This window comes from Exilibacterium tricleocarpae, assembly GCF_007004655.1.
GTDB lineage: Bacteria > Pseudomonadota > Gammaproteobacteria > Pseudomonadales > Cellvibrionaceae > Exilibacterium > Exilibacterium tricleocarpae.
Window position 1 is genome coordinate 96344 of record NZ_ML660095.1, and the last position, 23273, is coordinate 119616.

Genomic DNA, 23273 nt, shown 5'->3' on the forward strand with positions numbered 1-23273 from the left:
CGAAGAGGTTCGTCGTGTTGAACAAGCAAAAGTCGTCAACTAAATCGATCGCCGAGGTTGCGGGCATGGAAACGAACCCGGGGCCAGGTGGCTCGCAGCTGTCTTTGGCCATTGACGGCATGACCTGCGCCTCGTGCGTGCATCGCGTCGAACAGGCGATTGCGGCCGTAGCCGGAGTCGGGCATGTTTCGATCAATTTCGCCACCGGGCGTGCGGCTGTTGCTTTCGATAGCGGCGGACCGGATATCGCCGCGGTCGTTCGGGCGATCCGCGATGCCGGCTATGATGTTCACACAGAGAGACTCGAGTTTGCCGTGCATGGTATGACTTGCGCGTCCTGCGTCGGCCGCGTCGAACAGGCCGTGAATGCCGTTCCCGGCGCCCTCACGACCAGTGTCAATCTGGCAACTCAGACAGCGACTGTCGAGGTGATCAGTGAGGCCGCCGCCCCGCAGCAATTGATTGCGGCGATACAGGGCGCCGGCTACAACGCCGAGAGGTTGGCACAAAACCCCGATCGCGTGGATCGTGAGCGGCAGGCGCGGGAGCGCGAGATACGGCATCTGCGGCGGTCGGTATTACTGGCCGGCCTGCTCACATTGCCGGTGTTTGTGCTGGAGATGGGTTCACATGTCGTGCCCGGGATGCACGCTTGGGTTGTGACCACGATCGGCCAGCGCGAAAGCTGGTATCTGCAGTTTGTGCTGACAACCCTGGTGTTGTGCGGTCCCGGCCTGGTTTTTTTCCGCAAGGGACTGCCGGCGCTGCTGCGCCGATCGCCCGATATGAACTCGCTGGTGGCACTCGGCACGGGGGCGGCCTGGAGCTATTCGGTGGTGGCGACGTTTGCAGCGGATATGTTGCCGCCGGGGACACAGAATGTCTACTATGAAGCGGCGTCGGTTATCGTTGCGCTGATCCTGGTGGGCCGCTACCTCGAGGCAATGGCCAAGGGTCGCACCAGCGAGGCTATCAAGCGCCTGATGGGACTGCAGGCAAAGACGGCGCGCGTGATCCGCGATGGCGAGGAGATGGACATCAATGTCAGCGATATGCGCCTGGGCGATCGGGTCCAGGTACGCCCGGGCGAACGGGTGCCCGTCGACGGCGAGGTAAGCGACGGGCGTTCCTATGTCGATGAATCCATGATTACCGGCGAACCGATTCCCGTGTTGAAAGAAGCCGGTGCCGGCGTCGTCGGCGGTACCGTCAATAAAAACGGCAGCTTTACCTACAGCGTGAGCAAAATCGGCGCCGACACGGTGTTGGCGCAGATCATTCGTATGGTCGAACAGGCACAGAGCTCAAAGTTGCCGATCCAGGCTTTGGTGGACCGGGTGACCGGCTATTTCGTGCCGGCGGTAATTGCAGCCGCGGCACTGGCGTTTGGTATTTGGTTCACCTTCGGCCCTGCACCCGCTTTGACCTTCGCGCTGGTCAATGCCGTCGCCGTGTTGATCATTGCCTGCCCCTGCGCAATGGGGCTGGCGACGCCGACATCAATTATGGTCGGCACCGGTCGCGCCGCCGAAATGGGTGTCCTGTTTCGCCGTGGCGATGGTTTACAGACCCTGCGCGACGCCCGAATCATTGCGCTTGACAAGACCGGGACCCTGACTCAGGGCCGCCCCCAGCTTACCGATCTGGTGGTCGCCCCCGGCTTCGACGAGACCGAGGTATTGCGCCTGATTGCCTCTGTGGAACGACAGTCTGAGCACCCGGTTGCAGAGGCGATCGTGGAGGCCGCCGGGGCGCGTGGTATAGGGCTTGACGAGGCAGTGGATTTCGCCGCTGAGCCGGGTTTCGGCGTGGCGGCGTGGGTAGAGACACGGCGTGTCGAGATCGGTGCCGATCGCTATATGGAAAAGCTGGGACTTAGCATCGAGGCCTTCAGTGAAGCGGCTGCGCGCCTTGGCGCCGAGGCCAAGACTCCACTCTACGCGGCAGTCGATGGGCATCTTGCGGCCATGCTTGCAGTCGCCGATCCGCTCGGGGTGTCCACAGAGGCGGCAATCGCCGCATTGCACGCCGAGGGGCTGCGGGTCGCCATGATCACCGGCGACAACTGGCATACTGCGCAAGCCATTGGCAAGCGCCTGGGGGTCGATGAGATTATTGCCGAGGTCCTGCCGGACGGTAAAGTGGATGCCCTTAAAGCCTTGCAGGGTGACGGTTGTAAAGTTGCGTTTGTCGGTGACGGTATCAATGATGCGCCGGCTCTTGCGCAGGCCGATGTCGGCATCGCTATCGGCACCGGCACCGATATTGCCATCGAGTCGGCGGATGTGGTGTTGATGTCCGGTGATCTGCGCAATGTGCCGAACGCTATCGCTCTCAGTCGAGCGACGATTCGCAATATCAAACAAAACCTGTTCTGGGCTTTCGCCTACAACGCCAGTCTGATCCCCGTGGCGGCGGGTGCGCTCTACCCGACCTTCGGCCTGCTGCTGTCGCCGGTATTTGCCGCCGCAGCGATGGCTGCTTCGAGTGTCTGCGTGCTGAGCAATGCGTTGCGGCTAAGGCGTTTCCGGCCGCCGTTGCGTGCCGAGATGGAGACGGCGAAACCGGAAGACGGGTTGCTCGCCGCCGCGGCCTATACCCCTGGGCAGTAGTGGTGCTATAGCAGGGGACTGCGTTAAGATGGACGCAATTGCGGTTGCAGAGATGACTTGATTGCGGGAGAAACAGTATGACTATTGGCGAAGCAGCCAAGGCGTCTGGCGTCTCGGCCAAGATGATCCGCTACTATGAAAGTATCGGATTGGTTCCACCGGCCGCCCGGAGTGAAGCGGGCTACCGGCTATACACCGACGATGATGTTGCCTCCTTGCGCTTCATTCGGCGTGCCCGCGATCTCGGCTTTTCGGTGAAGGCTATCGCCCAGCTGCTTGCTCTCTGGCACAACGACGGTCGTGCCAGCAGCGATGTCAAGGCGTTCGCGCTTGCGCATGTGAAGGAACTGCATGCCAAGATTGCGGAGTTGGAGGCTATGGCCGAGACGCTGCAGCACCTTGCCGATCGCTGCCAGGGTGATGAGTTGCCGGATTGCCCGATCCTGGATGACCTTGCTGGAGAGGCTGAGTCCTTTTACCGTTCCCATATTTGAAAGACGGATAAACCTTTTGTTCAGGAACAACCGTGTGAAGTATTCATTAAAGCGCCTGCGACCGGTACGTCGACCCCCTGCCTAAAACGCTCGAGATCACGGATGGGGATAATGAAACGATCTCTATCTCAGATACGAATGTAACCGATTCGCGTTGTGCTACATCTACAGGGAGTGCGGCACATCCTGTTGAGCTTCATAGCGGGTTTGATAATTCCCCCACAGTGCCCGCCCTTGCTTCCAGCATCCGAAGAAACTCTCAATAACCGTATTATCCCAATAGTCCGCTTTTCGGTTCATGCTATCAGTAAAACCGTAAGCCTTTAGCAGTCGCCGAAAGCTCGAAACTGTGGGCGGCGTCTATCGTATTTCAGAAGAGATAAAAAGCACAACCGGCTAGTCAGGAAAAATCAACAATACCTTGCTAAAAACCCGAAAGTACACCGGCTAGGCTCGCGCCGAGCCAAAAACAAGTATTTTTCTTACATCAATAAAACCGCCGATGAGGACAAATAATCTTGCTAGAAAAATCACTTGCCCGCTTTCCTCAGTCTTAATAGTACGTAGGGCAGGCAGAGGCTTCGCCAGAATGGAAAAGTATTTTTCGCGGAAGTGTAAAGATTGTAAATACATGCTTTCGAATCTACTTTTTTGACTCGACATTTATTAAGGTCGCTAGACACAGGTGTGCCGCCAAGGATTTATTTCATTTGAAGGGATGAAGGAGAAGTTAAATTTGCGTAAATGAATTTACTCTATTGCGCCGGCGTTTTTCCATTGGAACTGTATTTTTCTTATGACTAAAAAATTAATTTTAACGATACTTGTAGTATTGGTTAGTATGGCGGCTTCAGCAGATAGTGACAATGAGTGGCGCATCAGCCCGGTCTTGGGTTATCAGCAATATGACAGTGACAGCAACGACCTTGATAGCACTGGCCTTTGGGGTCTGGGGCTGGGATACCGCTATAAGGAATCCTGGGGGACGGAGTTAATATATCTGCAAGGTTCAACTGAGGCGAGTATAGATGGCGTTAGTGATGATGCTGATGTTAAAAACATCTTGCTGGAATATAAGTATTTTGGGCTGCCAAGCAACAGGTGGACTTCTCCTCATGTCACCTTTGGTCTCGCTCGTAGCAGTTACTCCCAAGCTGAAGATGACAGCACGGCAGGTGTGGTAGGTTCAGGCTTTGAATTCGAACTGAGTGACCACTGGTTCAGTCGAGTTGATTTGCGCTGGCTTCGTGATCTGAACAATGATCGAAACGAAGCCTTATTGACCTTTTCCTTAAGTTACAAGGTGGGTAGAGCTATGCCGAAAATGCTTGCTCTTCCTCCCAATGACGCTGATAAAGACGGGGTCGACGACAATGCTGATAAATGCCCCAACACCCCGTTAGGTGCCGCTGTCGATGAATATGGGTGTGAATTTGACTCCGACAGAGATGGTGTCGTCGACAGTAAGGATAAGTGCCCTAATACCCCAATTGGAGCAAGGGTGTATGCCGATGGTTGTCCCGCCAAATTGTCCCGTAGAGAAACTATTTCCTTGAACGTGGTTTTTGATACAGGCTCCAGTCAGCTCGCGAGTGACTTTATGCCCGAATTAGCAAAAGTTGCGCAATTTATGCGCGAATATTTATCGGTTAATGGCGTCATCACTGGGCATACCGACAGTCGCGGCAGTGCCGAATACAATCGTGGATTGTCTCAGCGACGTGCTGAAACTGTCCGCACCATCCTGTTGAACGAATTTAGTATTGACCCAGGTCGACTCAACGCCATCGGTTATGGCGAAGATAGACCGATCGCAAGCAATGAAACCTATGAGGGTCGTCAAAAGAACCGTCGCGTAGAGGCGGTGTTTGAGGCCCAAATTACCGAATAAATAATGTGAGTGCGTATGCGAGCTTTGTTATGTAAAAGTTAACTATTGATCATCACTGGAGCGGAGGATCTATGGGTGAGTGGATTCCAGCACAGAGAGAGTTTAACGCATTATCTGTTAATATCGGTGATATTGTCCATCTTAAAATGAACGACGACTTTAATTATCTAGTCAAGGCGGTTGTCGTTGGTTCTTCTCAACATAAGTTTATGGCAAAAGCGATAGGGATATTTGATTGGACTACCAAATATAATTTGAGTCTCTCCCAGGAAATGCGGATTCAGGAAATTAATAGCGAACCTCTGGAGCTGGATAACTGCTTTATCCATTCTGTTATCAAGACTTAGCCTCATCCCGAAAGCCTTATGCTAAAAACCTTGAGGCTTGTTCCGGCTATGGACAACGCCGAGTGTCACCTGAATCGGACTGCTCGGCTTGGAAAATGATGGGCGCCCCTGTTGATCACTCTAAACAATAGCCCTCGCCATGAACGGTTCGCAAGCGTTCGCTCTGCCAGCCCGCTGCGCTAAGTTTTTTTCTGACACGGCTTAAATGCATATCGATACTGCGATCATAACGGCCCGGTGTTTTATTCAGCACGGCTTTATACAAAAAAACTTTCTTTAAGACATCGCCTTTATGCTGAACTAACACCCAAAGCAAACGAAATTCGGTGGGGGTGAATCTCACAAGCCGGCCACCCACTGATGCAGACTGATCGACTTTGTCGAGATAGAGACTATCCACTTGCAAGAATCTCTTGGTGGTTTCAAGATCCCCTCGACTACGTCTTAACAAAGTCTGGACACGCAACAATAACTCCATCGGGCTAAATGGCTTTGTCAAACAATCATCAGCGCCATGATAGAAGCTCTCGATCCTTTCCTCCTCTGCTCCTTTGGCTGTAAGCATGATGACGGGCGTTTGAATAATGTTGCGAAGCTTACGGAGCAATGAAAATCCATCAGTTTGGGGCAACATAACATCCAGAATAACAAGTTGATAATATAGTGTCGATGCGAGGTTTAGGCACTCTTCTTCATCAATGCAAGCATCCACCTGATAACCTTCTTTACCCAGTATTTCGGACAGCCGATTATTGAACGCTGTATTGTTTTGAATGAAGAGTATCTTTGATGCATGCTCCCGTTGATCAGGTCCGCGTCTACAATGACGATTACGAGACTGGGCAATTGCCATCTTTGCTGAATCTGGCTCGATAGTATTAGACACGGAATCCGTAGCGCATTGCGCTGATAGCCACGTACTTAAATAAGACATTTGACTGCCTTCCATTTATTCCAGTTAAACGCTTTGCGCAGCTTCTCATACAGACTATTAGGGGATTGAAGCCTAAAAGCCCCTAGCTTCCCAAATAAGTGTTTTGCTAGTTGAATAAAAAACTGCAACCGTGATTGACCTTGGCTAATGATTAAATTTTTGCTGCTAAAATCTCTATTTGCTTAATATCTGGAGCTTCTAACATTAATTCTTCTGCGTTAGCCATTAAAGCTACCGCAATTTTTCCGTTCAAGTGCTGCTGTCGCCCCTCATCATTCTGAAACGTGTCGAAAATACCGAAGGTAGAAGGTCCTAGCTTTAATGCAAACCAGGTACAGGTACCAGATTCCTCTTCCGCCAACGTAATTGCCCCCTTCAAAAACGCCTCAACTTCTTGAACCTTTTCATGTTTCGCTTTCAACGTCGCTAAAATGCCTACATTGGATTGACTCATGGTGTTGCTCTCTTCAGGGAATTGAAGCGACACTATATGGAATATCATCGTTGCTAGAGAGACACAAAAGTGACAAAATCCATGCAATTATTGACATTTAAACATTCTTCGATCCATGTCTACTACTGTCATCGTTGCACTTGATAACGCTTTACCCTCAAGCTTGATGGGTATTGCAGATGTACTTGCCTTATGTGGACTAAACTTTTTTCAAGTAAAAGTGGTTCGTTGTCATGTCGCTTGAGGAAGCCGGGCTTGAGAAAGAGAAGATGACTAGAAGATGGGTTAGTAAGGCGCGCAGTTGACACTGTTTTCTGGCGCGTATTCCGGAAAATGATGAAAACCACGCCCACGTCCTATCGAGAACGGTTAAATTTATAGCAATAATGGCTCTCAAGCGACTCATTATTGGTGGTTTCAGAGCCAGCGCGGCAGCGTCTTAACAAGGCCCAAACACGCAGCAACAGCTCCGTTGTATCAAATGGCTTTGTCAAACAATCGTCCGCACCATAATAGAGGCCCTTGATTCTCCTCCTCTGCCCCGTTGTTCATCAGCATAATGGCCGATGTTTGAATCGTTTTGCGAAGCATGCTAAGTATCGAGAAGCCGTCAATTTCAGGCAGTGTGATGTTCAAAATAATCAGCTGGTAATGCTGAGTGGATAGGCGCCTCAAGCATTCTCCTCCATTACTGCAGCTATCTACGCTGTAACCCCTATTTTCGAATAGTCCCGAGAGTTCGTTGTTGAAACCAGCATCACTTTTAGCAGGCAGTATTTTGCAGCCTGACCGAAAAAGCTCAGGCTGTTGTCGCTCTCTATGCTCCTATCTGCGGCGATCATGCAACTGTTTTCTACCCAACAAAATAATCGACGGGCCTTAGAAAAGGGTAGTCACAGTCACGCTCTCGTCGACGAGTACACTGGCCAACACGTCGTCTCCGAGGCTATACACCCAAGTATCCGTTTCGGAACCGTCCACAGAGCGTTCCCATCGGCCGCCTCGATCACTCAATATCACGGCGTCACCCTCCGAGCCGTATATCCTAAGGGTATCGCTACTGGTGCTGCTATCACTTAGGTTGAGCACATCGCTCAAGCCCAGGGTGAGACTGCTATTGCCACCGTCATAGCGTAAGTCGATTGCTTCCACATCGGTGATCCGATTGTCGCTGAGCCCGGTGAAATCCAGCGCGATCGCGGCGTCAAAGCGCAGGGTGTCGATACCGTTGCCGCCGTCCAGACTCACAAAAGCGGTATCACGGATGGCCAGTATGTCGTCACCGGCACCGCCGCTTAGCACATCGGCGCCGCCGTTGCCAATCAGGGTATCGTCGCCTTGCCCGGCGATAATCTGATCGCCATTGCTACTGCCTACCAGCGTTTCACCGGCTGAAGTACCGACTAAGACATTAGCACTGATATTCTGACCACCATAGATCACATAGGTGGTGCCGGCGTTGTCGCTGCCACCAGAGTCATGACTAATAAGCAGGTCATCAAAACCATCGCCATTGACATCACCGTCATGACGAAAGCCAGGGAAAAAAAACTTATCGACGGGCCTGACGACAAAGCCGCCGACACCCTGTTCAATAGCAGCGAGATCAACGGTACCTGTATCGTTGCCATAAACCACATAAAGGGAATCGGGAACGTCGACGTTGTCGTTGGGAGCGTCGCGGCCGCCGGTTATAAACAGGTCTCCCAGACCGTCCCCGTTAATGTCACCAGCACTGCTGACGCGGCGGCCAGTCGCATCATTCTTTCTGGCGCCATAGATGGCAAATCCGCCGATACCCTGTTCAACATCAGCGAGATCAATGTGCGAGAGATGGCTGCCACCAAAGAGCACATAGCTTAAGCCACTTATGGTACCGTTAGGAGTATCGGCAAACATATAGGAAATGATCAGATCATCAAAGCCATCACCATTGAAATCACCGGCACTCCTGATGTCACCGGGACTGGTGCTGATGGTGCCAACGCTTGCGAAGCTTCCTGCAATGTCGATTACAAAGCCACCCGTGCCGGCAGCAATATCAGAGAACTCGATGTCGGAGAGATTGTTACCACCGTAGACCACATAGCCGGCGCTGCGGTTGGGAGTATTGCTTGTATCCCCACGGTCAGCAAACATCATATCATCAATGCCGTCACCATTGACGTCGCCGACAATATGACCGTACTTTGACCTGCCCAGATTAGAATCTGACGGGTCGCCCTCGATACCATGGATCACAATGCCATTAGCATGATCAGCATTAGTGGTGTCGCTTACAATATAAGGATCGAGATCAATGTTGGAAAGACCGCCCCCACCATAGACCATATAGTTGTCGCTGTTACCCGTAGTCCCAATATACACGTCATCAAAGCCATCGCCATTGATATCCCCTCCCCCGCTCACTCGCCAGCCAGCCCCCAGGCCACTGACCACAAAGCCCAAATCACTTTTGCCGTCTGGGGCGTTCTCGATGTCGGAGACATCGATATTCGAGAGCTTGTTACCGCCATAGACCACATAACCGCGGTCTCCGCCAAAAATGATGTCAGCATAACCATCGCCATTGACATCGCCGGCGCTGACGGAAAGGCCAACACGGTTACCTTCTCTAACGCCGCCGATAGCAATGCCTAGACTGTTGTTATCACCGTTTTCAATCTCAGACAGCTCGACGGTCCCGCCATCGGCGCTGCCATAGACCAAATAGGTGAGGCCGGAGTTATTTAAATTATTGCGGTCAGCGAGAAATGCGCCAACAATCAGGTCATCGAAACCATCGCCATTGACATCACCGGCATGACTGACAAAAACGCCACTAGAGTCACCACTCTCGACACCATTGATCACAAAACCAAGGTCACTGTTCAATAGAACGTCGGGCAGCTCTAGCTCTACCCTTTCGTTCATCACATTGTTCACACTAATGGTGACATCCTGGCTTGTGCTAAGGTCGTCGCTATCCGTGGCGGTGATGGTGATGTTATAGGGATGGTTAGCCCCGAGGTTTTCGTAATCGGGGGCATATTCAAAGGTGACCTCACCGGTCTTCGCATCGATATTAAATAGCACGGCATCGGTGCCACTCAGACTGTAGGTGTAACTCAGTGTTTCGCCTTCGGGATCCATGGCCTCGGCGGTATAGGCGGCCGTCTGGTTTTCGTTAACCGTGGCCGTTGTGCCCGATGTAAAGACCGGCGCCTCGTTTACATTGCTCACGCTAATAGTGACATCCTGGCTTGCACTAAGGCCATCGCTATCCATGGCGGTGATGGTGATGTTATAGGGATGGTGACTCCCGAGGTTCTCATGGTCGGGGGCATTTTTAAAGGTGAGCTCACCGGTATTCGCATCCAGGGTAAATAGCGCCGCATCGGCGCCACTCAGACTGTAAATAAGGATACCACTATCAACATCGGTGGCTTCGGCGGTGTAGGCGGCCGTCTGGTGTTCGTTAACCGTGGCCGTTGTGCCCGAGGTAAAGACGGGCGCCTCGTTCACATTGCTCACACTAATGGTGACGTCCTGACTTGTGCTAAGGCCATCGTTATCCGTGGCAGTGATAGTGATGTTATAGGGATGGTGACTCCCGAGGCCCTCATAATCGGGGGCATTTTTAAAAGTGAGCTCACCGGTATTCGCATCCAGGTTAAATAGTGCGGCATCGGCGCCACCCGGACTGTAGATCAGCACGTCACCGTCGGGATCCGTAGCCACAGCCGTGTAGGCGGCCGTCTGGTTTTCGTTAACCGTGGCCGTTGTGCCCGAGGTAAAGACCGGCGCCTCATTTACATTGCTCACGCTAATAGTGACATCCTGGCTTGCACTAAGGCCATCGCTATCCATGGCGGTGATGATGATGTTATAGGGATGGTGACTCCCGAGGTTCTCATAGTCGGGGGCCTCTTTAAAGGTGAGCTCACCGGTATTCGCATCCAGGGTAAATAGCGCCGCATCAGCGCCACCCAGACTGCAGGTCAGCACGTCACCGTCGGGATCTGTAGCCACAGCCGTGTAGGTGGCCGTCTGGTTTTCGTTAACAGTGGCCGTTGTGCCCGAAGTAAAAACAGGCCCCTCGTTCACATTGCTCACGCTAATGGTGACGTTCTGGGTTGTACTAAGGCCATCGCTATCCATGGCGGTGATGATGATGTTATAGGGATGGTGACTCCCGAGGTTCTCATAGTCGGGGGCCTCTTTAAAGGTGAGCTCACCGGTATTCGCATCTAGGGTAAATAGCGTCGCATCGGTGCCACTCAGACTGTAGGTGTAAATCAGTGTTTCGCCTTCGGGATCCATGACCTCGGCGGTATAGGCGCCCGTCTGGTTTTCGTTAACAGTGGCCGTTGTGCCCGAAGTAAAGACTGGACTCTCGTTCACATTACTCACGCCAATGGTGACGTTCTGGCTCGCGCTAAGGCCATCGCTATCCGTGGCTGTGATAGTTATGCTATAGGGATGGTTACTCCCGAGGTTCTCATAGTCGGGGGCATCGATAAAGGTGAGTTCACCGGTATTCGCATCCAGGTTAAATAGTGCTGCATCGGTGCCGCTTAGACTGTAAATGAGGATACCACTATCAGCATCCGTGGCTTCGGCAGTATAGACGGCCATCTCGCCCTCGTTGACGCTAACCTCAACCACCGCTTCGCCCAAGCCCGACGTAAAGACTGGCGCCTCTCTATTACTAGGTGGCGCAGAAGAATCTCCCCCTGATGACGCTGAAGCGGCAATCAAACCCAGCCCTGACCCCGCTAAGCTCATCATGCCTAAGGCGCTTATACTCCCACCTTCACCCTGAGGTATACCGTCAATTGTATCGTCTACCGTTGACAGAGCCAGTGGCGTGGGTGGGTCTTGTGGCTCATGAACAAAACCGGCCCCCAATAGGTCAAGCAATACGATGCCTTCCAATGAACCATGGCTGTACACAATCGTATTGTCGCCTGAGAAAAGCTTTTTGGCCTCTTCATTCGCACTCAGTGGCACACCCTCTTCGGAGAGGCTGATGCCACAAAAGTTGTTGCGGCACACCACATAGTAATCTTCGATAATCAGATGAACGCCGTTATCCAGGCGCACCTCAAGATCAGTATCTGTTCGGACTGCCACGACGTTATCGGGGAGCTCCCCATGGCGGGAAACAACGCGGTATTGCTCCCCAGCTCTCGCTTGCACGACCAAGGCCTGAGACGAACTGAGCTCATACCGTACGCTGGCTTCCCCAGCAGACGTTTCTAAGTAATAGTTCATAACCGGCACCTTATGTTTAAACATGAGTAAAAAGCTGAACCTAATGCGTGTATGCTGTTACGACGACATTAAAAACGACTTTGCGCTTTCGCTGGTAAACCAGATTCAACAGCTAGCGTTGTCATCAGCTATACCCCACTGGCCAGCGTTCAGAGAGCGCACCCTGAAAAGCGCGATTAATGGGTTTTAGGATGTATTGCAGCACGGTTCTCTTACCCGCCAGTATGCTGGCGTTAACAGTCATGCCGGGCTTGAGTTTGAGGCCTGCAAATCTCGGATTGGTTATTGTGACGTCACTCTGTAAGGCTATTGCTTCTATTAGCCGAACACACAATCGCCTAGCGGAACAACATGGGCAACCACGTAGTTTTGGAATCATATTCCCTACTGGCGCTTTTGATTTAATAATGCAGTTAATATTAAGCAGGAAAGTTGATTCGGTAAATATGCACATTGCACCCTTTGTATTATTTTTTGCCAAAACACAACAATTGTTTGTTAATGTGCGCCTTCAGCAAGCTGTCGCCATCCTGGCTTGCCAAAATATGACAAAACACCGAATTTACTTAGAGCTAAAGAAAGTGAAACATAGTAAATGACTCAAGTTCACTCCGGTCCTTCGCATCCCCCCCCCTCGATAGCTTCCTGTTGGCTTGTATATTTTGCGACAAATCTTACGTTGTTTGACTTTTAAGCGTGTCCGGTGTCTCGCTACTATTCGGGTTAACTGTGACGTTGCGATTTTGATGTAAGAGAAATGCATGTGCTATAAAAAATAGCCTTATAGCGGCTATATAATGTCGGGTTTATGCGGGTGGCGAACGTTTCCTTATGGCAAAAATTTACCTGGATAAGAACGTATATGATGCAGCACTGGAGCGCATCCACTTTATTTTTGATGAATTTGATGATGTTTGCGTAACCTTCAGTGGCGGTAAGGATTCTTCCGATTTGTTACATTTGACGCTGCAGGTTGCCAGGATGCGAAACCGCTTGCCGCTAAAGGTGATGTTTATCGATCTGGAAGCCCAGTATCGCATGACCATTGATCATGTAGAGGAGATGTTAAGCCGCGATGAGATAACGCCCTACTGGATTTGCCTGCCGCTCAATCTGCGCAACGCTGTCAGCGTATTTGAACCGCACTGGTGTTGCTGGGATCCCAAACGGCGCGAGGATTGGGTAAGGCCGATGCCTGAAAACCGCGGCGTGATATCCGACAGCGGTTTTTTTCCTTTCTACTGGCACCGAATGGAATTTGAGGAGTTTACCCGCGAGTTTGCCCACTGGCTTGCAGGCGAGGGCAAAGTTGCCATTCTCGTAGGGATTCGCGCCGATGAAAGCCATCACCGCTATCGCACCATCGTAGGTTATCGGAAAAGCCGCCATAAAAACCGAGGTTGGACCACCTGGTTATCACCGCAGGTGTGTAACGCTTACCCTATCTACGATTGGCGTGTAGAGGATGTGTGGGCCTATATTGGCAAGAATGGGCTCCCCTACAACAAGCTCTACGACCATATGTACCTGTCCGGCATGACCTTGCATGAGATGCGAATTTGCCAACCCTATGGCGATGACCAGCGTAAAAGCCTGGATATGTTTCACAGAATAGAGCCGAATACCTGGTCCAAAGTTGTGAATCGCGTTGCAGGAGCCAACTACGGTAGTATCTATTCCGGTCAAAAGATGCTGGGCTATCGTCGCGGTATCGGCCTGCCGGACGGCCATACCTGGCAGAGTTATACAAAGTTGTTGTTAGAAACGCTGCCGGAAAGCTCGCGCCTTCAATACCAGGAAAAATTTGCGACATTTATCAACTGGTGGCGGACCCAAGGCGGATGGCAAGGTGATATCCCGGATGTGTCCGATCCCAAAATGGAGGCGGCCAAGAAGGCGCCCTCTTGGCGGCGTATGGCCATGTGCATACTAAAAAATGATTTTTGGTGCAGGTCACTGTCTTTCGCACAGACCAAGAAGAGGTATGGCAACTACCATCCAACCTTGAATCGTCGTGAGAGAACCCGTGTAAAGCCAGGGGCAAACTAAACAATGCCGCAAACGCGAAAAAACAGTGATAGGTATGAAATCATTCGAACTTGGCAGCCATACTCAGAGGTTAAATCATGAAGGAACACCCCGATACAGCAAAAAATGATGACCTGCAAGCACACCTGGAATACCTGGTTGATGCAATAGAGTTGATGCCGATATCTGCTAAAATTGAGGCACTGAATCATATCCGCCAGGCGCTGCACGAGGTTAGCCCGTTTGAAGATCCGATCGATTGTGTGCTGTGGGTTCAGGCTGACCAGGTGCGAGGTAACGACTACAACCCCAATAAGGTCGCACCTCCGGAAATGCGGTTATTAAAAAGAAGTGTTAGGGAGGATGGTTATACGCAACCCATTGTGGCGCACCAGGAAAGGGATGGCTACGTTGTTATCGATGGATTCCACCGTCGACGAGTTGGCGCGGAATATAAGCCTGTTCGCAACCGCCTGCACGGCTGTTTGCCGGTTACACTTGTTAAGTCGGGGGGTATAAAGCAACGTATGGCGGCGACAATCCGTCACAATCGAGCCCGCGGCGTTCACGGCGTTGTTCCGATGATAGACGTCGTTGCCACCCTGGTTCGGGAGGGATGGTCAGATGCCGACATTTGCGCGGAACTGGGTATGAGTGCAGACGAAGTGTTGCGCTTCAAGCAACATAAGGGGCTGCCGGAGTTATTTGGCGATGCCGATTTCTCGCTGGCATGGGAATAACGTGTGAGGCTCTACACCTCGGCTGAGACTAATGTCGAAAAGCGAAACAAAGTGAAGGTAAGCCCGACAACCTCGCCATGCACCGATGTAGACTTAAAGGCAGCTCAGTAACGGGCAGGGCCAACAAAGTTTAAAGCGCCTTATATAGTTCTATGTACTGAATTACACAATTCATTGACAACTGCTTTGTCATTTAGCAATAGATGCGGTAGATGTTAGTTTTCTAAAGTTACTGCTCACGGCGCTGCTTTCGCCGCCACGTCTGGGTTCACCCCAGGTGACCACTGAGCCGTCGTTTTTTAAAGCGGCGAAGGCATAATTGTTGGTATATACCTCGACTACACCGCTGGCCAAGTCACTGCGCACGGCGCTGCTATCGCCGCCACGACTAGATATACCCCAGGTGACCACCGAGCCGTCGGTTTTTAACGCGGCGAAGGCAAGAGCGTTGGTATATACCTTGACTACACCGCTGGCCAAGTCACTGCTATCGCTGTTGCGACTAGATCCACCCCAACTGACCACCGAGCCATCAGTTTTTAACGCGGCGAAGGCATACCATGTGGAAAACACCTCTACCACGTTGCTTTTCAAATCACTGCTGACATCGCTGCTGTCACCACCATCATTAGCCTCTCCCCAGGTTACCAGTGATCCGTCAACTTTTAACGCGGCAAAAGCATGATTGTTAGAAAACACCTTCACCACGCCGCCGGCTAATTCACTGCTTACCGCACTGCTATCGCCACCCTCACGACTATCGCCCCAGGTGACCACCGAGCCATCGCTTTTTAATGCAGCAAAGGCACTGGTCGTAGAAAACACTTCCACCACCTTAACGCCCTCATCACCGGTGGAAAAAGTTACTTCATCACTACTATCATCGTTATTTACGATAGGGCTGCCGGATGACTGCTCCGCATAGGGTGCCAGTACTACAAAATAGGCGATAAAACCTATCATTAGACGTTCCATCAATCGTATCATTTTTTACCGCATATCATCCCAAGTTAATCTGTCGTAATAAAGCGCGTGTCAAATACCGGTTGACACATTTCATTGACAACTGCCTTTTCGGTTAGCAATAGATGCGGTAGCTGTCAGCCTTCTAAAATAAAGTTTTTTTCTACCCACCTAAGTCATCGTTCACGGCCCGCTATCGCAGCCCCAATCACTCTCGCCCCAGGTGACCACCGAGCCATCGGCTTTTAACGCGGCAAAGGCATCCCCCATGGAAAACACCTCTACTACGTTGCTGGCTAGTTCACTGCTCACGGCGCTGTCATCGACGCCCAAACCACCCCAGGTGACCACCGAGCCGTCGCTTTTTAAAGCAGCAAAGGCCTTTTTTGTGGCTAACACCTCAACAACACCGCTGGCCAGGTCACTGCGCACGGCGCTGCTATCGCTACTGACACCAGCAAGTCCCCAGGTGACCACCGAGCCGTCGCCTTTAAAAGCGGCGAACGCTGTCTCTGTGGCAAACACCTCGACTACACCGTTGGCCAAGTCACTGCGCACGGCACTGCTATCGCTGCCAAGATCACCCCAGGTGACCACCGAGCCGTCGCTTTTTAAAGCGGCGAAGGCAAAAGTGTTGGCCAACACCTTCACCACACCGCCGGCTAATTCACTGCTTACCGCATTGCTATCGCCGCCCCAATGACTATAGCCCCAGGTGATCACCGAGCCATCGGCCTTTAACGCGGCAAAGGCAATGCCCGTGGAAAACACCTCGGCCACACCACTGGCTAACTCACTACTTAGCGCACTGCTATCGCCGCCGAAATTCCCGTCCCCCCAGGTGATCAGCGAGCCATCGGCTTTTAACGCGGCAAAGGCAAACCACGTGGAAAACACCTCGGTCACGCCGCTGACTAATCCGCTGCTTACCGCACTGCTATCGCCACCTTTATCACGATCGCCCCAGGTGACCACCGAGCCGTCGCGTTTTAATGCAGCAAAGGCGCCGGTCGTCGAAAACACTTCCGTCACCCTAATGCTCTCATTGACGACAAGGCTGTCGGGCGATTGCTCCGCATAGGGCGCCAGCACTAAAAAATAGACAATAAAACCTATCATTAGACGTTTCATCAATCGCATCATTTTTTCTCCTTATATCTTCCCAAGTTAATCCGTCATAATAAAGCGCGCATTAAATGCCGGTTGGTTTGCGTAAGTAGTTAAGTGACTCTGAATAGAGAACCTTGTGTGTTGGTCGAGGGGCTTATGGTTTTGCATCGCGATAGTAAATTGCTCTAAAGCGACTCATTTTAAACAATACCCCTCACCATGAATCGTTCTTAAGCGATCACCGTTCCAGCCCGCTGCGCTCAGCTTTTTTCTGACTCGACCTAAATGTACATCCAGACTGCGATCATAGCGTCCCCGAGTTTTATTAAGCACGGTTTGATACAAAAAAGATTTCTTCAATACATCGCCTCTATACTGTAGCAACACCCAAAGCAAGCGAAACTCAGTGGGGGTAAGCCCGATACTCTTGCCATGTACCGATGTAGTCTTATTGGTCTTATCGAGATTAAGACCATCCAGTCGCAACTGGAAGACGTTATTGGTGGTTTCAGAACCAGCGCGACAGCGTCTTAACAAAGCCCAGACACGCAGCAACAGCTCAGTCTTATTAAATGGCTTTGTCAAGCAATCGTCAGCACCATGATAGAAGCCCTTGATCCTCTCTTCCTCTGCCCCGTCGTTCATTAGCATGATGACCGGTATTTGAATCGATTTGCGGAGAATGCTAAGCAGCGAGAGCCCATCAATTTCAGGCAGCGTGATGTCCATAATGATAAGCTGATAATGCTGAGTGGATAGGCGGTTCAAGCATTCTTCTCCATTAATGCAGCTATCTACGCTGTAACCCATGTTTTCGAACAGTCCCGAGAGCTCGCTGTTGAAACCAGGATCGCTTCCGACAAAAAGTATTTTTGCAGCCTGACCAAAAAAGTTCAGGCTGTTGTCGCTCTCTATGCTCCAATCTACGGCGATCATACAACTGTTTTCTACCCAAAAATAACCGATGAGTCTTAGAATTGCTCTCCAGCCCTGGCTTGCACGACCAAGGCCTGAGACAAACTGAGCTCATGCCGCACGCTAGCTTCCCCAGCAGACGTTTCTAAGTAATAGTTCATAACCGGTACCTTAGTTTAAACATGAGTAAAAAAACTGAATCTAATACATGCATGCTGCTGCGACATTTGCACTTTCGTTTGTAAACCAGATTCAACATCTATCTTTGTCATCAGCTATACCCCAATGGTCAGCGCTCAGAGAGCGCACCCTGAAAAGCGCGATTAATGGGCTTTAGGATGTATTGCAGCACGGTTCGCTTACCCGTCAGTATACTGGCGTTAGCAGTCATACCGGGCTTGAGTTTGAGGCCTGCAAATCTCGGATTGGTTATTGTAGCGTCATCATCAATACGCACGTTCACTCGGTAATACGTCAGCGTTTGCCCCGACACATTTTCATTTAGCGTGTCGGAACTAATGTAAACTAAACGCCCACTGAGCGTGCCATAGATGGAGTAATCGAACGCTTCCAAGGAAATACTCACGGGGAGGGACAGTTCAAGAAGGCCGATATCGATCGGGTTTACTTTGACCTCAATCAACATGTCATCATCAGTGGGCGATATCTGTAATAGCTCATCCCCTGGCCTAAGTACGCCTCCCAAGGTGTTGATATTGAGGTATTTAACAATGCCGGTGACCGGCGAGGTGAGCGTTGTGTGATCGAGTACGTTTTTCCTTTCATTAAGTTGATGCTGCGTTGAGGCCAACTCAGCTTGAAGCCTGGTCGCTTCTTCCTGGGCCGTCTGATAATAGTCGTTTTGTAAGGCTATTCGCTCCCCTTTTAATTGCGCCAGTTCGCGTCTGGACTGGAGAACATCCATGCGACTAATATCACCCTTCAAATGGAGTGTTTTATTGATGGTAAGCATTTCGTCGGCGATGGCAATGCGTTCATCCAGAATTGAGGTATTATCCTCCAGACTTCTTTTGCGCTGCCGGTACTGCCCCAGGTGCTGTCGAACAAAGCTCGGAAACTGGTCAAACTCATCACCAAAAACGGGCGCGACATTGTCTATCTCGGCTTTAGCTCTAATCAAACCTGCGCTTTGCGCTTTTAACTTGACTAAGCTTTCTTCATAAGCGGCAAGAGCCCGTTCACGCTCAAGTACTGCCAGCGTTTCACCCGCTTGAACATGCTGTCCTTCGTGAACTAACAACTCTTCAAGTACCCCACCATCAGCAACTTGGATTATCTGCGTACGAGCCCCCGGAATGACTTGCCCTTGCGCTTGAATGTATTGATCAATTTCAAAGACTGCCGCCCACATAATAAACAGCGTAAAACCGCTAAATAACCAGACAGTGACTGATGGCGTAATCCTGTTCACGAAGAGGCCGCCATTCTAGGATCAGGGCTTGATAACTTTTTCAAAACCACGTCTTTCGGGCCATCCAATACGACCTTGTGGTTTGCAATGACAATCAAGCGACCAACAAGGTCCAACAGCTCTACTTTATGCGTCACTAGAACAAGCGTGTGATGGTCAGCAATTGACGATTTCAGTGTGGCAATGACTTTAGATTCCAGCTCTTGATCCATTGACGCTGTCGGTTCGTCAAGCAGCCATATTGAACTATCACGCAGAAGAGCCCGCGTTAGGTTTAATAGCTGTTTTTGCCCTCCGGATAAACCTGTTCCTCCCTCATAGATTGGCCGGTATAAGCCTTGAGGGTGTCTGGCTAACAAGGCGTCAAACAGACCTGTCTTACGAGCAGCTTGCAAAATAACATCGTCACCGGGATCGAGCAGGCCCAAAATAAGGTTTTCTCGAACCGTCCCGGAAAACAAGCGAACCTCTTGTTGCACATAGCTCATGCTTTCAGCCAGCCTGGGTTTTGATAGCTGCGAAAGATCCAGGCCATCGAGTAATACCCTGCCCTGCTGCGGTTTGTATAGACCCGCCAATAAGCGCAGCATTGTTGTTTTGCCCGAGCCAACAGGTCCCACAACAGCCACTTTTTCACCGCTTTTTATGGTTAGATTCGCAATAGATAGCGCGGTTATTTCCCCGTAGCTGACGACTGTATCCTCAAGTCGATACTCTCCTTTGATATCCTCGATAAGGAGCGGCTGTTCATGTCCGTGATGATCACATTCCAGCGTCCATAGGCTGTCCAAATTCTGTGCCGCCGCCTTTGCATGTGCCCACTGGATCAATTGATTTGGAAGCTGGGCGACAGGTGCCAGCACCCGCCCGGATAAGATCGAGCAAGCTATCAGGGCGCCCATGGTTAACTCACCTTTGCTGACCAGCAAAGCACCTGAGGCAATAAGCGCGACAAAAGAAGCTTGTTGAAAGATCCCAACCAAGTATTGAGACCGTTCGCTGATGCGGCGAATCTCGATCTCATGAGAGCGCGCCTGATCGGTGTTTTCCAGCCATCGAGACAACAAGCGCCAACCGCTTTGTCCGGCTTTTATGGCTTCGGCACCTTCGATGGTTTCGACAAGCAGGCCGGTACGCAAATTGGTTGCGTTATTGAGTGGCGCCGCCAGCTTCGCAACGCGCCCTTTATAGATTAGTCCTAATGAAACAGCTAGACAAAAGAAGGCAAAGGGAATGAGTGCCAGATATCCCCCAATTAGAAATATCACCGTTATGAAAAGCAGTGCATAAGGTGCGTCCACCAAAACATGAGTTGTAGCCCCCGTTATAAATGAACGAATAGTCTCGTAACCCCGCATTTGCGATGCCAGGCCCCCAACACTCTTGGGTAGCTGATCAAGCCTGATGGCTAGAAAGCGAGTATAAATAGTGCGCGCCAGTGATTTATCGAGTTCGTCGATCAAGGTTTCAAATAGCCTTGACCGGACATGCTTGCTGACAAACTCGTAGATGAGTGCAATAGAAGCACCCAGGGTTAGTACTAGCAACGTCTGTGAGGCCCCGGTCGGAATCACTCGGTCATAGACCAGCATCGCATATAGGGAGACGGCAATACCTACGGTATTGATCACTACACTGACCAACATTACACTCAGCAGCAGTTTTTTATGGGACAATATTTCCTGACTAACCAACGCCGTGACTTTACTGCCGGAAAAAGTAAAGGGTTTAGAGGGCCTGACCACTGCAACGCAGGTCGTGGAGAGCGTTTTTTTTGCTGCTTCAATCCAGTGATTAGACTGTTCACACCAACGCTGCACTATCCATGCACCGGCAGCATTTTGTCCGCGAACAACGGTCCAGCCAATGCCCGGCAGATACGCTAGTGCTGGCGTATTTGATACATCCACCGACGATAGCCATTGTGGCGAAGGTAAATACAATCCCTTGAACAGCGCCGATAGATATTCTTGCGGGTCGGCCGAGTCAATGGTTTTAGAGATATCTTCAACAGCAAGCCAATCCATAGACTCGCCTTGGAGCTGTGCGATTTTGGATAAGCAGGGTAGCAGGCCGGCGCTAATACTCATCACGATTCTCCCAACACTGAGTCCACGCCCTGAGTCAGGATATAAAGGCGCCAAGACACCAAGACTGATGAAGCTCGGGCGTCTGCAATTTGAAGTTCAACCTGGGTTAACTCACGCGCAGCATTCAGCAGATCCAACCAGGTTCGTGAACCGGACAGAAATTGACGCTCAAACGATTCATAAACATCCTGTGTAGCCTGTTTTGATTGCATCAATGCGGTAAGCCTTCGGGCAACAGACACCTGGAGCAATTTGTCTGAAACGATGTTTGAATCCAGTAGTTGACGTTGGCGCTCAATATTTACCAAGGCCGCCTCTCGGCGCAACCGGGCCGCTGACACAATGGATCGACTTGATAAGCCTGCGCCAAACTCCGTGGTAAATTCGATAAATATGCGATCAGATGGCGATGTATCGTCGTAAGCAAAATTGCCGTACTGCCGCTCAAGCCGCAGGTTTATTTTTGGCATATACGTCGCACGCGCGCTGAGGATATCGGCGTCAGCAATACCCACTTCTGCAACCGCCGCCGCTGCGGAAGGACTATTGTTCCAAGCCCGCTCTTTAAGCATTTCGAGCCCTATGTCTATTTGCTTTGGTTTCGGGTACTCGTTAACCAAATCAGATGAGTCAATCGGCTTTCCGACAAGCTCGGCCAGTACTGCCAGGGCGGTTTGTTCTTCAGCAATCGTTGCGGCCAAATCAGCTTCAGTCAGCGCAACCCTGGCCTCGGCCAACGCCAGGTCACTTTCAGAAGATGCGCCATTTGAGGTGCGCCGGCGCACTTGTTTCGACAGGTTTTGGTGAACTAATAAACTAGTCTGCCACGCAGCCACTCTTCTATTTGCGCTGTACCAATCGACATAGGAGACAAGTACCCGGATAGCCAAGCCCTGCTCGGCTTGGTTAATTTCCGATTCCCGTAGATTAAAATTAGCCTTCGCCGACTTTAATCTGCCGGTCACCGCCCCACCTGTCCAGATAGGTTGAACAAGCCCTACTGAGGACACTTGATCATCCCCTTCGTAAGACGGATCATCATCAGGCGCAGAGGTGCCTTGCGCTCTCACTGTAAAGCTGGGAAAGAATTGCCAGCGTGCGTAATCAATATCAGCACCAGACGCATCACGCAATATACGACTCGCCTGCACTTCCGGGTGACTATCGAGAGCAAGCTTAATTAGCTGGCCTAGCGACTCGGGTCTAGACAGAGGAGAGACAACACTTAGACAAACGCAAACAAGCCATTTTAGATATGGAATTTCCGCTCTCATACAACAACGACACCTCCGTGAGGATATTTTATGTGAGAGACTACTAAATCCATGTTCTCTAAGGGCAACATCCTTAAAAAGATCTTTTTGATAACCCGGTCCCAAATACCTCCCAATTTCACAAGGATTTTTTTGAGAATACAGTTTCCACCTTTCTATGCTACTATTGCTAACGGACAAAAGTATTTCGCAAAAAATATTGAAAATTTCCACTCAGAATTGACTCGATAGCCTGAGTAATCAATACGAACCATCCACGCTTAAAAAACTCAATGGCTTTTATTAGATCGCCAGCTTTAACATAGACGGCATTATTCTCGTTTTGAGAAGTACACCATCTTCAGAAAGTTGCCGCACTTTTTGTGATCAGTGACTTTCATATAACTCCTGATAACTGAGACCATTCCAGGCAGAGAAGACTGGCTTTAGATCACTATCGCATAGATTCTCTGGCTTCAAAATCTTGCCATGCTTTTTTGCTATTATTTGCGCTGCAAATTTTATATAAAAACCACAATCCAAACATTCGATTGCTATTTCATCAGACGTGGATTCTCCTGCCTCTATCAGTTGAACACAAAGTTGTCTAGAGGAGCAACATGGGCAACCACATAGGTTTGGAATCATATTCTCCGTCAATGCTCTATGTTTTTGATTAAGTAGTAGTAAGCAATGTTAAGCAGGAAATTTCATTCGGTAAATATGCATATTGCATCTTTTGTCTTTCTTTTTG

The 23273-nt window shown here is 50.6% G+C and carries 18 protein-coding genes and 1 pseudogene; 7 read left to right on the top strand and 12 right to left on the bottom strand.

Annotation, left to right across the window (positions count from 1 at the left end):
- The first annotated feature begins 65 nt into the window (after positions 1–65).
- Both FKG94_RS15080 and cueR read left to right on the top strand, forming a co-directional pair.
- Positions 66–2612 (top strand): heavy metal translocating P-type ATPase, encoded by a 2547-nt coding sequence (locus FKG94_RS15080; protein ID WP_142905145.1) that lies wholly within the window; start codon positions 66–68, stop codon positions 2610–2612.
- Between the two features lie 77 nt (positions 2613–2689).
- Positions 2690–3106: a Cu(I)-responsive transcriptional regulator gene (gene cueR / locus FKG94_RS15085; RefSeq protein WP_142905146.1), complete on the top strand. Its 417-nt coding sequence runs from the start codon at positions 2690–2692 to the stop codon at positions 3104–3106.
- A gap of 180 nt (positions 3107–3286) precedes the next feature.
- On the opposite strand, the pseudogene FKG94_RS29575 reads toward cueR, so the two are convergent.
- Positions 3287–3445 (bottom strand): annotated as a pseudogene (locus FKG94_RS29575) (IS3 family transposase); the annotation flags it as partial.
- 108 nt (positions 3446–3553) lie between these two features.
- Complete coding sequence (locus FKG94_RS15090; RefSeq protein ID WP_142905147.1) at positions 3554–3739, bottom strand: hypothetical protein; 186 nt, start codon at positions 3737–3739, stop codon at positions 3554–3556.
- A 163-nt stretch (positions 3740–3902) separates the two neighbouring features.
- Here FKG94_RS15090 and FKG94_RS15095 point away from each other — a divergent pair, with 163 nt between their 5' ends.
- Both FKG94_RS15095 and FKG94_RS15100 read left to right on the top strand, forming a co-directional pair.
- Entirely contained in the window at positions 3903–4997 is a 1095-nt protein-coding gene (locus FKG94_RS15095) for an OmpA family protein (RefSeq protein WP_142905148.1), read from the top strand.
- Between the two features lie 71 nt (positions 4998–5068).
- Entirely contained in the window at positions 5069–5344 is a 276-nt protein-coding gene (locus FKG94_RS15100; protein ID WP_142905149.1) for a hypothetical protein, read from the top strand.
- Between the two features lie 115 nt (positions 5345–5459).
- Here FKG94_RS15100 and FKG94_RS15105 read toward each other — a convergent pair whose 3' ends face one another.
- The 4 genes from FKG94_RS15105 to FKG94_RS15120 all read right to left on the bottom strand — a co-directional run bounded on the left by FKG94_RS15105 (position 5460) and on the right by FKG94_RS15120 (position 11988).
- Positions 5460–6293 carry a response regulator transcription factor gene (locus tag FKG94_RS15105; protein ID WP_246125185.1) on the bottom strand — a complete coding sequence of 278 codons (834 nt, stop codon included), beginning with the start codon at positions 6291–6293 and terminating at the stop codon, positions 5460–5462.
- A 136-nt stretch (positions 6294–6429) separates the two neighbouring features.
- On the bottom strand, positions 6430–6732 hold the full coding sequence (locus FKG94_RS15110; protein ID WP_142905150.1) for a putative quinol monooxygenase: 303 nt from the start codon (positions 6730–6732) through the stop codon (positions 6430–6432).
- 477 nt (positions 6733–7209) lie between these two features.
- Positions 7210–7509 carry a response regulator gene (locus tag FKG94_RS29580; protein WP_142905300.1) on the bottom strand — a complete coding sequence of 100 codons (300 nt, stop codon included), beginning with the start codon at positions 7507–7509 and terminating at the stop codon, positions 7210–7212.
- A gap of 102 nt (positions 7510–7611) precedes the next feature.
- Positions 7612–11988: a cadherin domain-containing protein gene (locus FKG94_RS15120; RefSeq protein WP_179957663.1), complete on the bottom strand. Its 4377-nt coding sequence runs from the start codon at positions 11986–11988 to the stop codon at positions 7612–7614.
- A gap of 224 nt (positions 11989–12212) precedes the next feature.
- On the opposite strand from FKG94_RS15120, the gene FKG94_RS15125 reads away from it, so the two are divergent.
- From FKG94_RS15125 to FKG94_RS15135, 3 genes are all read left to right on the top strand, one after another.
- Complete coding sequence (locus FKG94_RS15125; protein WP_142905152.1) at positions 12213–12587, top strand: hypothetical protein; 375 nt, start codon at positions 12213–12215, stop codon at positions 12585–12587.
- A 232-nt stretch (positions 12588–12819) separates the two neighbouring features.
- Positions 12820–14037 (top strand): phosphoadenosine phosphosulfate reductase, encoded by a 1218-nt coding sequence (locus FKG94_RS15130; protein ID WP_142905153.1) that lies wholly within the window; start codon positions 12820–12822, stop codon positions 14035–14037.
- A 77-nt stretch (positions 14038–14114) separates the two neighbouring features.
- Positions 14115–14756: an IbrB-like domain-containing protein gene (locus FKG94_RS15135; protein ID WP_218943546.1), complete on the top strand. Its 642-nt coding sequence runs from the start codon at positions 14115–14117 to the stop codon at positions 14754–14756.
- Between the two features lie 189 nt (positions 14757–14945).
- Here the strand turns inward: FKG94_RS15135 and FKG94_RS15140 are convergent, their stop codons facing one another.
- The 6 genes from FKG94_RS15140 to FKG94_RS15165 form a co-directional block, all read right to left on the bottom strand.
- Entirely contained in the window at positions 14946–15719 is a 774-nt protein-coding gene (locus FKG94_RS15140) for an RCC1 domain-containing protein (protein WP_142905154.1), read from the bottom strand.
- Positions 15720–15902: 183 nt separating this feature from the next.
- The gene (locus tag FKG94_RS15145; protein WP_142905155.1) at positions 15903–16862 is read right to left on the bottom strand and encodes an RCC1 domain-containing protein; all 960 of its coding nucleotides are present in this window, start codon (positions 16860–16862) and stop codon (positions 15903–15905) included.
- 162 nt (positions 16863–17024) lie between these two features.
- A complete protein-coding gene (locus FKG94_RS15150; protein WP_142905156.1) occupies positions 17025–17765 on the bottom strand; it encodes a response regulator transcription factor in 741 nt (246 codons plus the stop codon).
- Positions 17766–18033: 268 nt separating this feature from the next.
- Positions 18034–19176, bottom strand: coding sequence for a beta-barrel domain-containing protein (locus FKG94_RS15155; protein WP_142905157.1), 1143 nt, complete (start codon positions 19174–19176; stop codon positions 18034–18036).
- The gene (locus FKG94_RS15160) at positions 19173–21266 is read right to left on the bottom strand and encodes an ATP-binding cassette domain-containing protein (protein WP_142905158.1); all 2094 of its coding nucleotides are present in this window, start codon (positions 21264–21266) and stop codon (positions 19173–19175) included. The genes FKG94_RS15155 and FKG94_RS15160 overlap by 4 nt, the downstream gene beginning before the upstream one ends.
- Complete coding sequence (locus FKG94_RS15165) at positions 21266–22540, bottom strand: TolC family protein (protein WP_142905159.1); 1275 nt, start codon at positions 22538–22540, stop codon at positions 21266–21268. Before FKG94_RS15165 ends, FKG94_RS15160 begins: the two co-directional genes overlap by 1 nt.
- Positions 22541–23273 lie beyond the last annotated feature (733 nt).

What these genes read in the sequence shown, in the direction of transcription:
- FKG94_RS15080 (WP_142905145.1), top strand. Translation starts at nt 66, where the DNA reads ATGGAAACGAACCCGGGGCCAGGTGGCTCGCAGCTGTCTTTGGCCATT.
- cueR (WP_142905146.1), top strand. Translation starts at nt 2,690, where the DNA reads ATGACTATTGGCGAAGCAGCCAAGGCGTCTGGCGTCTCGGCCAAGATG.
- FKG94_RS15090 (WP_142905147.1), bottom strand. Translation starts at nt 3,739, where the DNA reads ATGTATTTACAATCTTTACACTTCCGCGAAAAATACTTTTCCATTCTG.
- FKG94_RS15095 (WP_142905148.1), top strand. Translation starts at nt 3,903, where the DNA reads ATGACTAAAAAATTAATTTTAACGATACTTGTAGTATTGGTTAGTATG.
- FKG94_RS15100 (WP_142905149.1), top strand. Translation starts at nt 5,069, where the DNA reads ATGGGTGAGTGGATTCCAGCACAGAGAGAGTTTAACGCATTATCTGTT.
- FKG94_RS15105 (WP_246125185.1), bottom strand. Translation starts at nt 6,293, where the DNA reads ATGGAAGGCAGTCAAATGTCTTATTTAAGTACGTGGCTATCAGCGCAA.
- FKG94_RS15110 (WP_142905150.1), bottom strand. Translation starts at nt 6,732, where the DNA reads ATGAGTCAATCCAATGTAGGCATTTTAGCGACGTTGAAAGCGAAACAT.
- FKG94_RS15120 (WP_179957663.1), bottom strand. Translation starts at nt 11,988, where the DNA reads ATGAACTATTACTTAGAAACGTCTGCTGGGGAAGCCAGCGTACGGTAT.
- FKG94_RS15125 (WP_142905152.1), top strand. Translation starts at nt 12,213, where the DNA reads ATGCTGGCGTTAACAGTCATGCCGGGCTTGAGTTTGAGGCCTGCAAAT.
- FKG94_RS15130 (WP_142905153.1), top strand. Translation starts at nt 12,820, where the DNA reads ATGGCAAAAATTTACCTGGATAAGAACGTATATGATGCAGCACTGGAG.
- FKG94_RS15135 (WP_218943546.1), top strand. Translation starts at nt 14,115, where the DNA reads ATGAAGGAACACCCCGATACAGCAAAAAATGATGACCTGCAAGCACAC.
- FKG94_RS15140 (WP_142905154.1), bottom strand. Translation starts at nt 15,719, where the DNA reads ATGATAGGTTTTATCGCCTATTTTGTAGTACTGGCACCCTATGCGGAG.
- FKG94_RS15145 (WP_142905155.1), bottom strand. Translation starts at nt 16,862, where the DNA reads ATGATGCGATTGATGAAACGTCTAATGATAGGTTTTATTGTCTATTTT.
- FKG94_RS15150 (WP_142905156.1), bottom strand. Translation starts at nt 17,765, where the DNA reads ATGATCGCCGTAGATTGGAGCATAGAGAGCGACAACAGCCTGAACTTT.
- FKG94_RS15160 (WP_142905158.1), bottom strand. Translation starts at nt 21,266, where the DNA reads ATGAGTATTAGCGCCGGCCTGCTACCCTGCTTATCCAAAATCGCACAG.
- FKG94_RS15165 (WP_142905159.1), bottom strand. Translation starts at nt 22,540, where the DNA reads ATGAGAGCGGAAATTCCATATCTAAAATGGCTTGTTTGCGTTTGTCTA.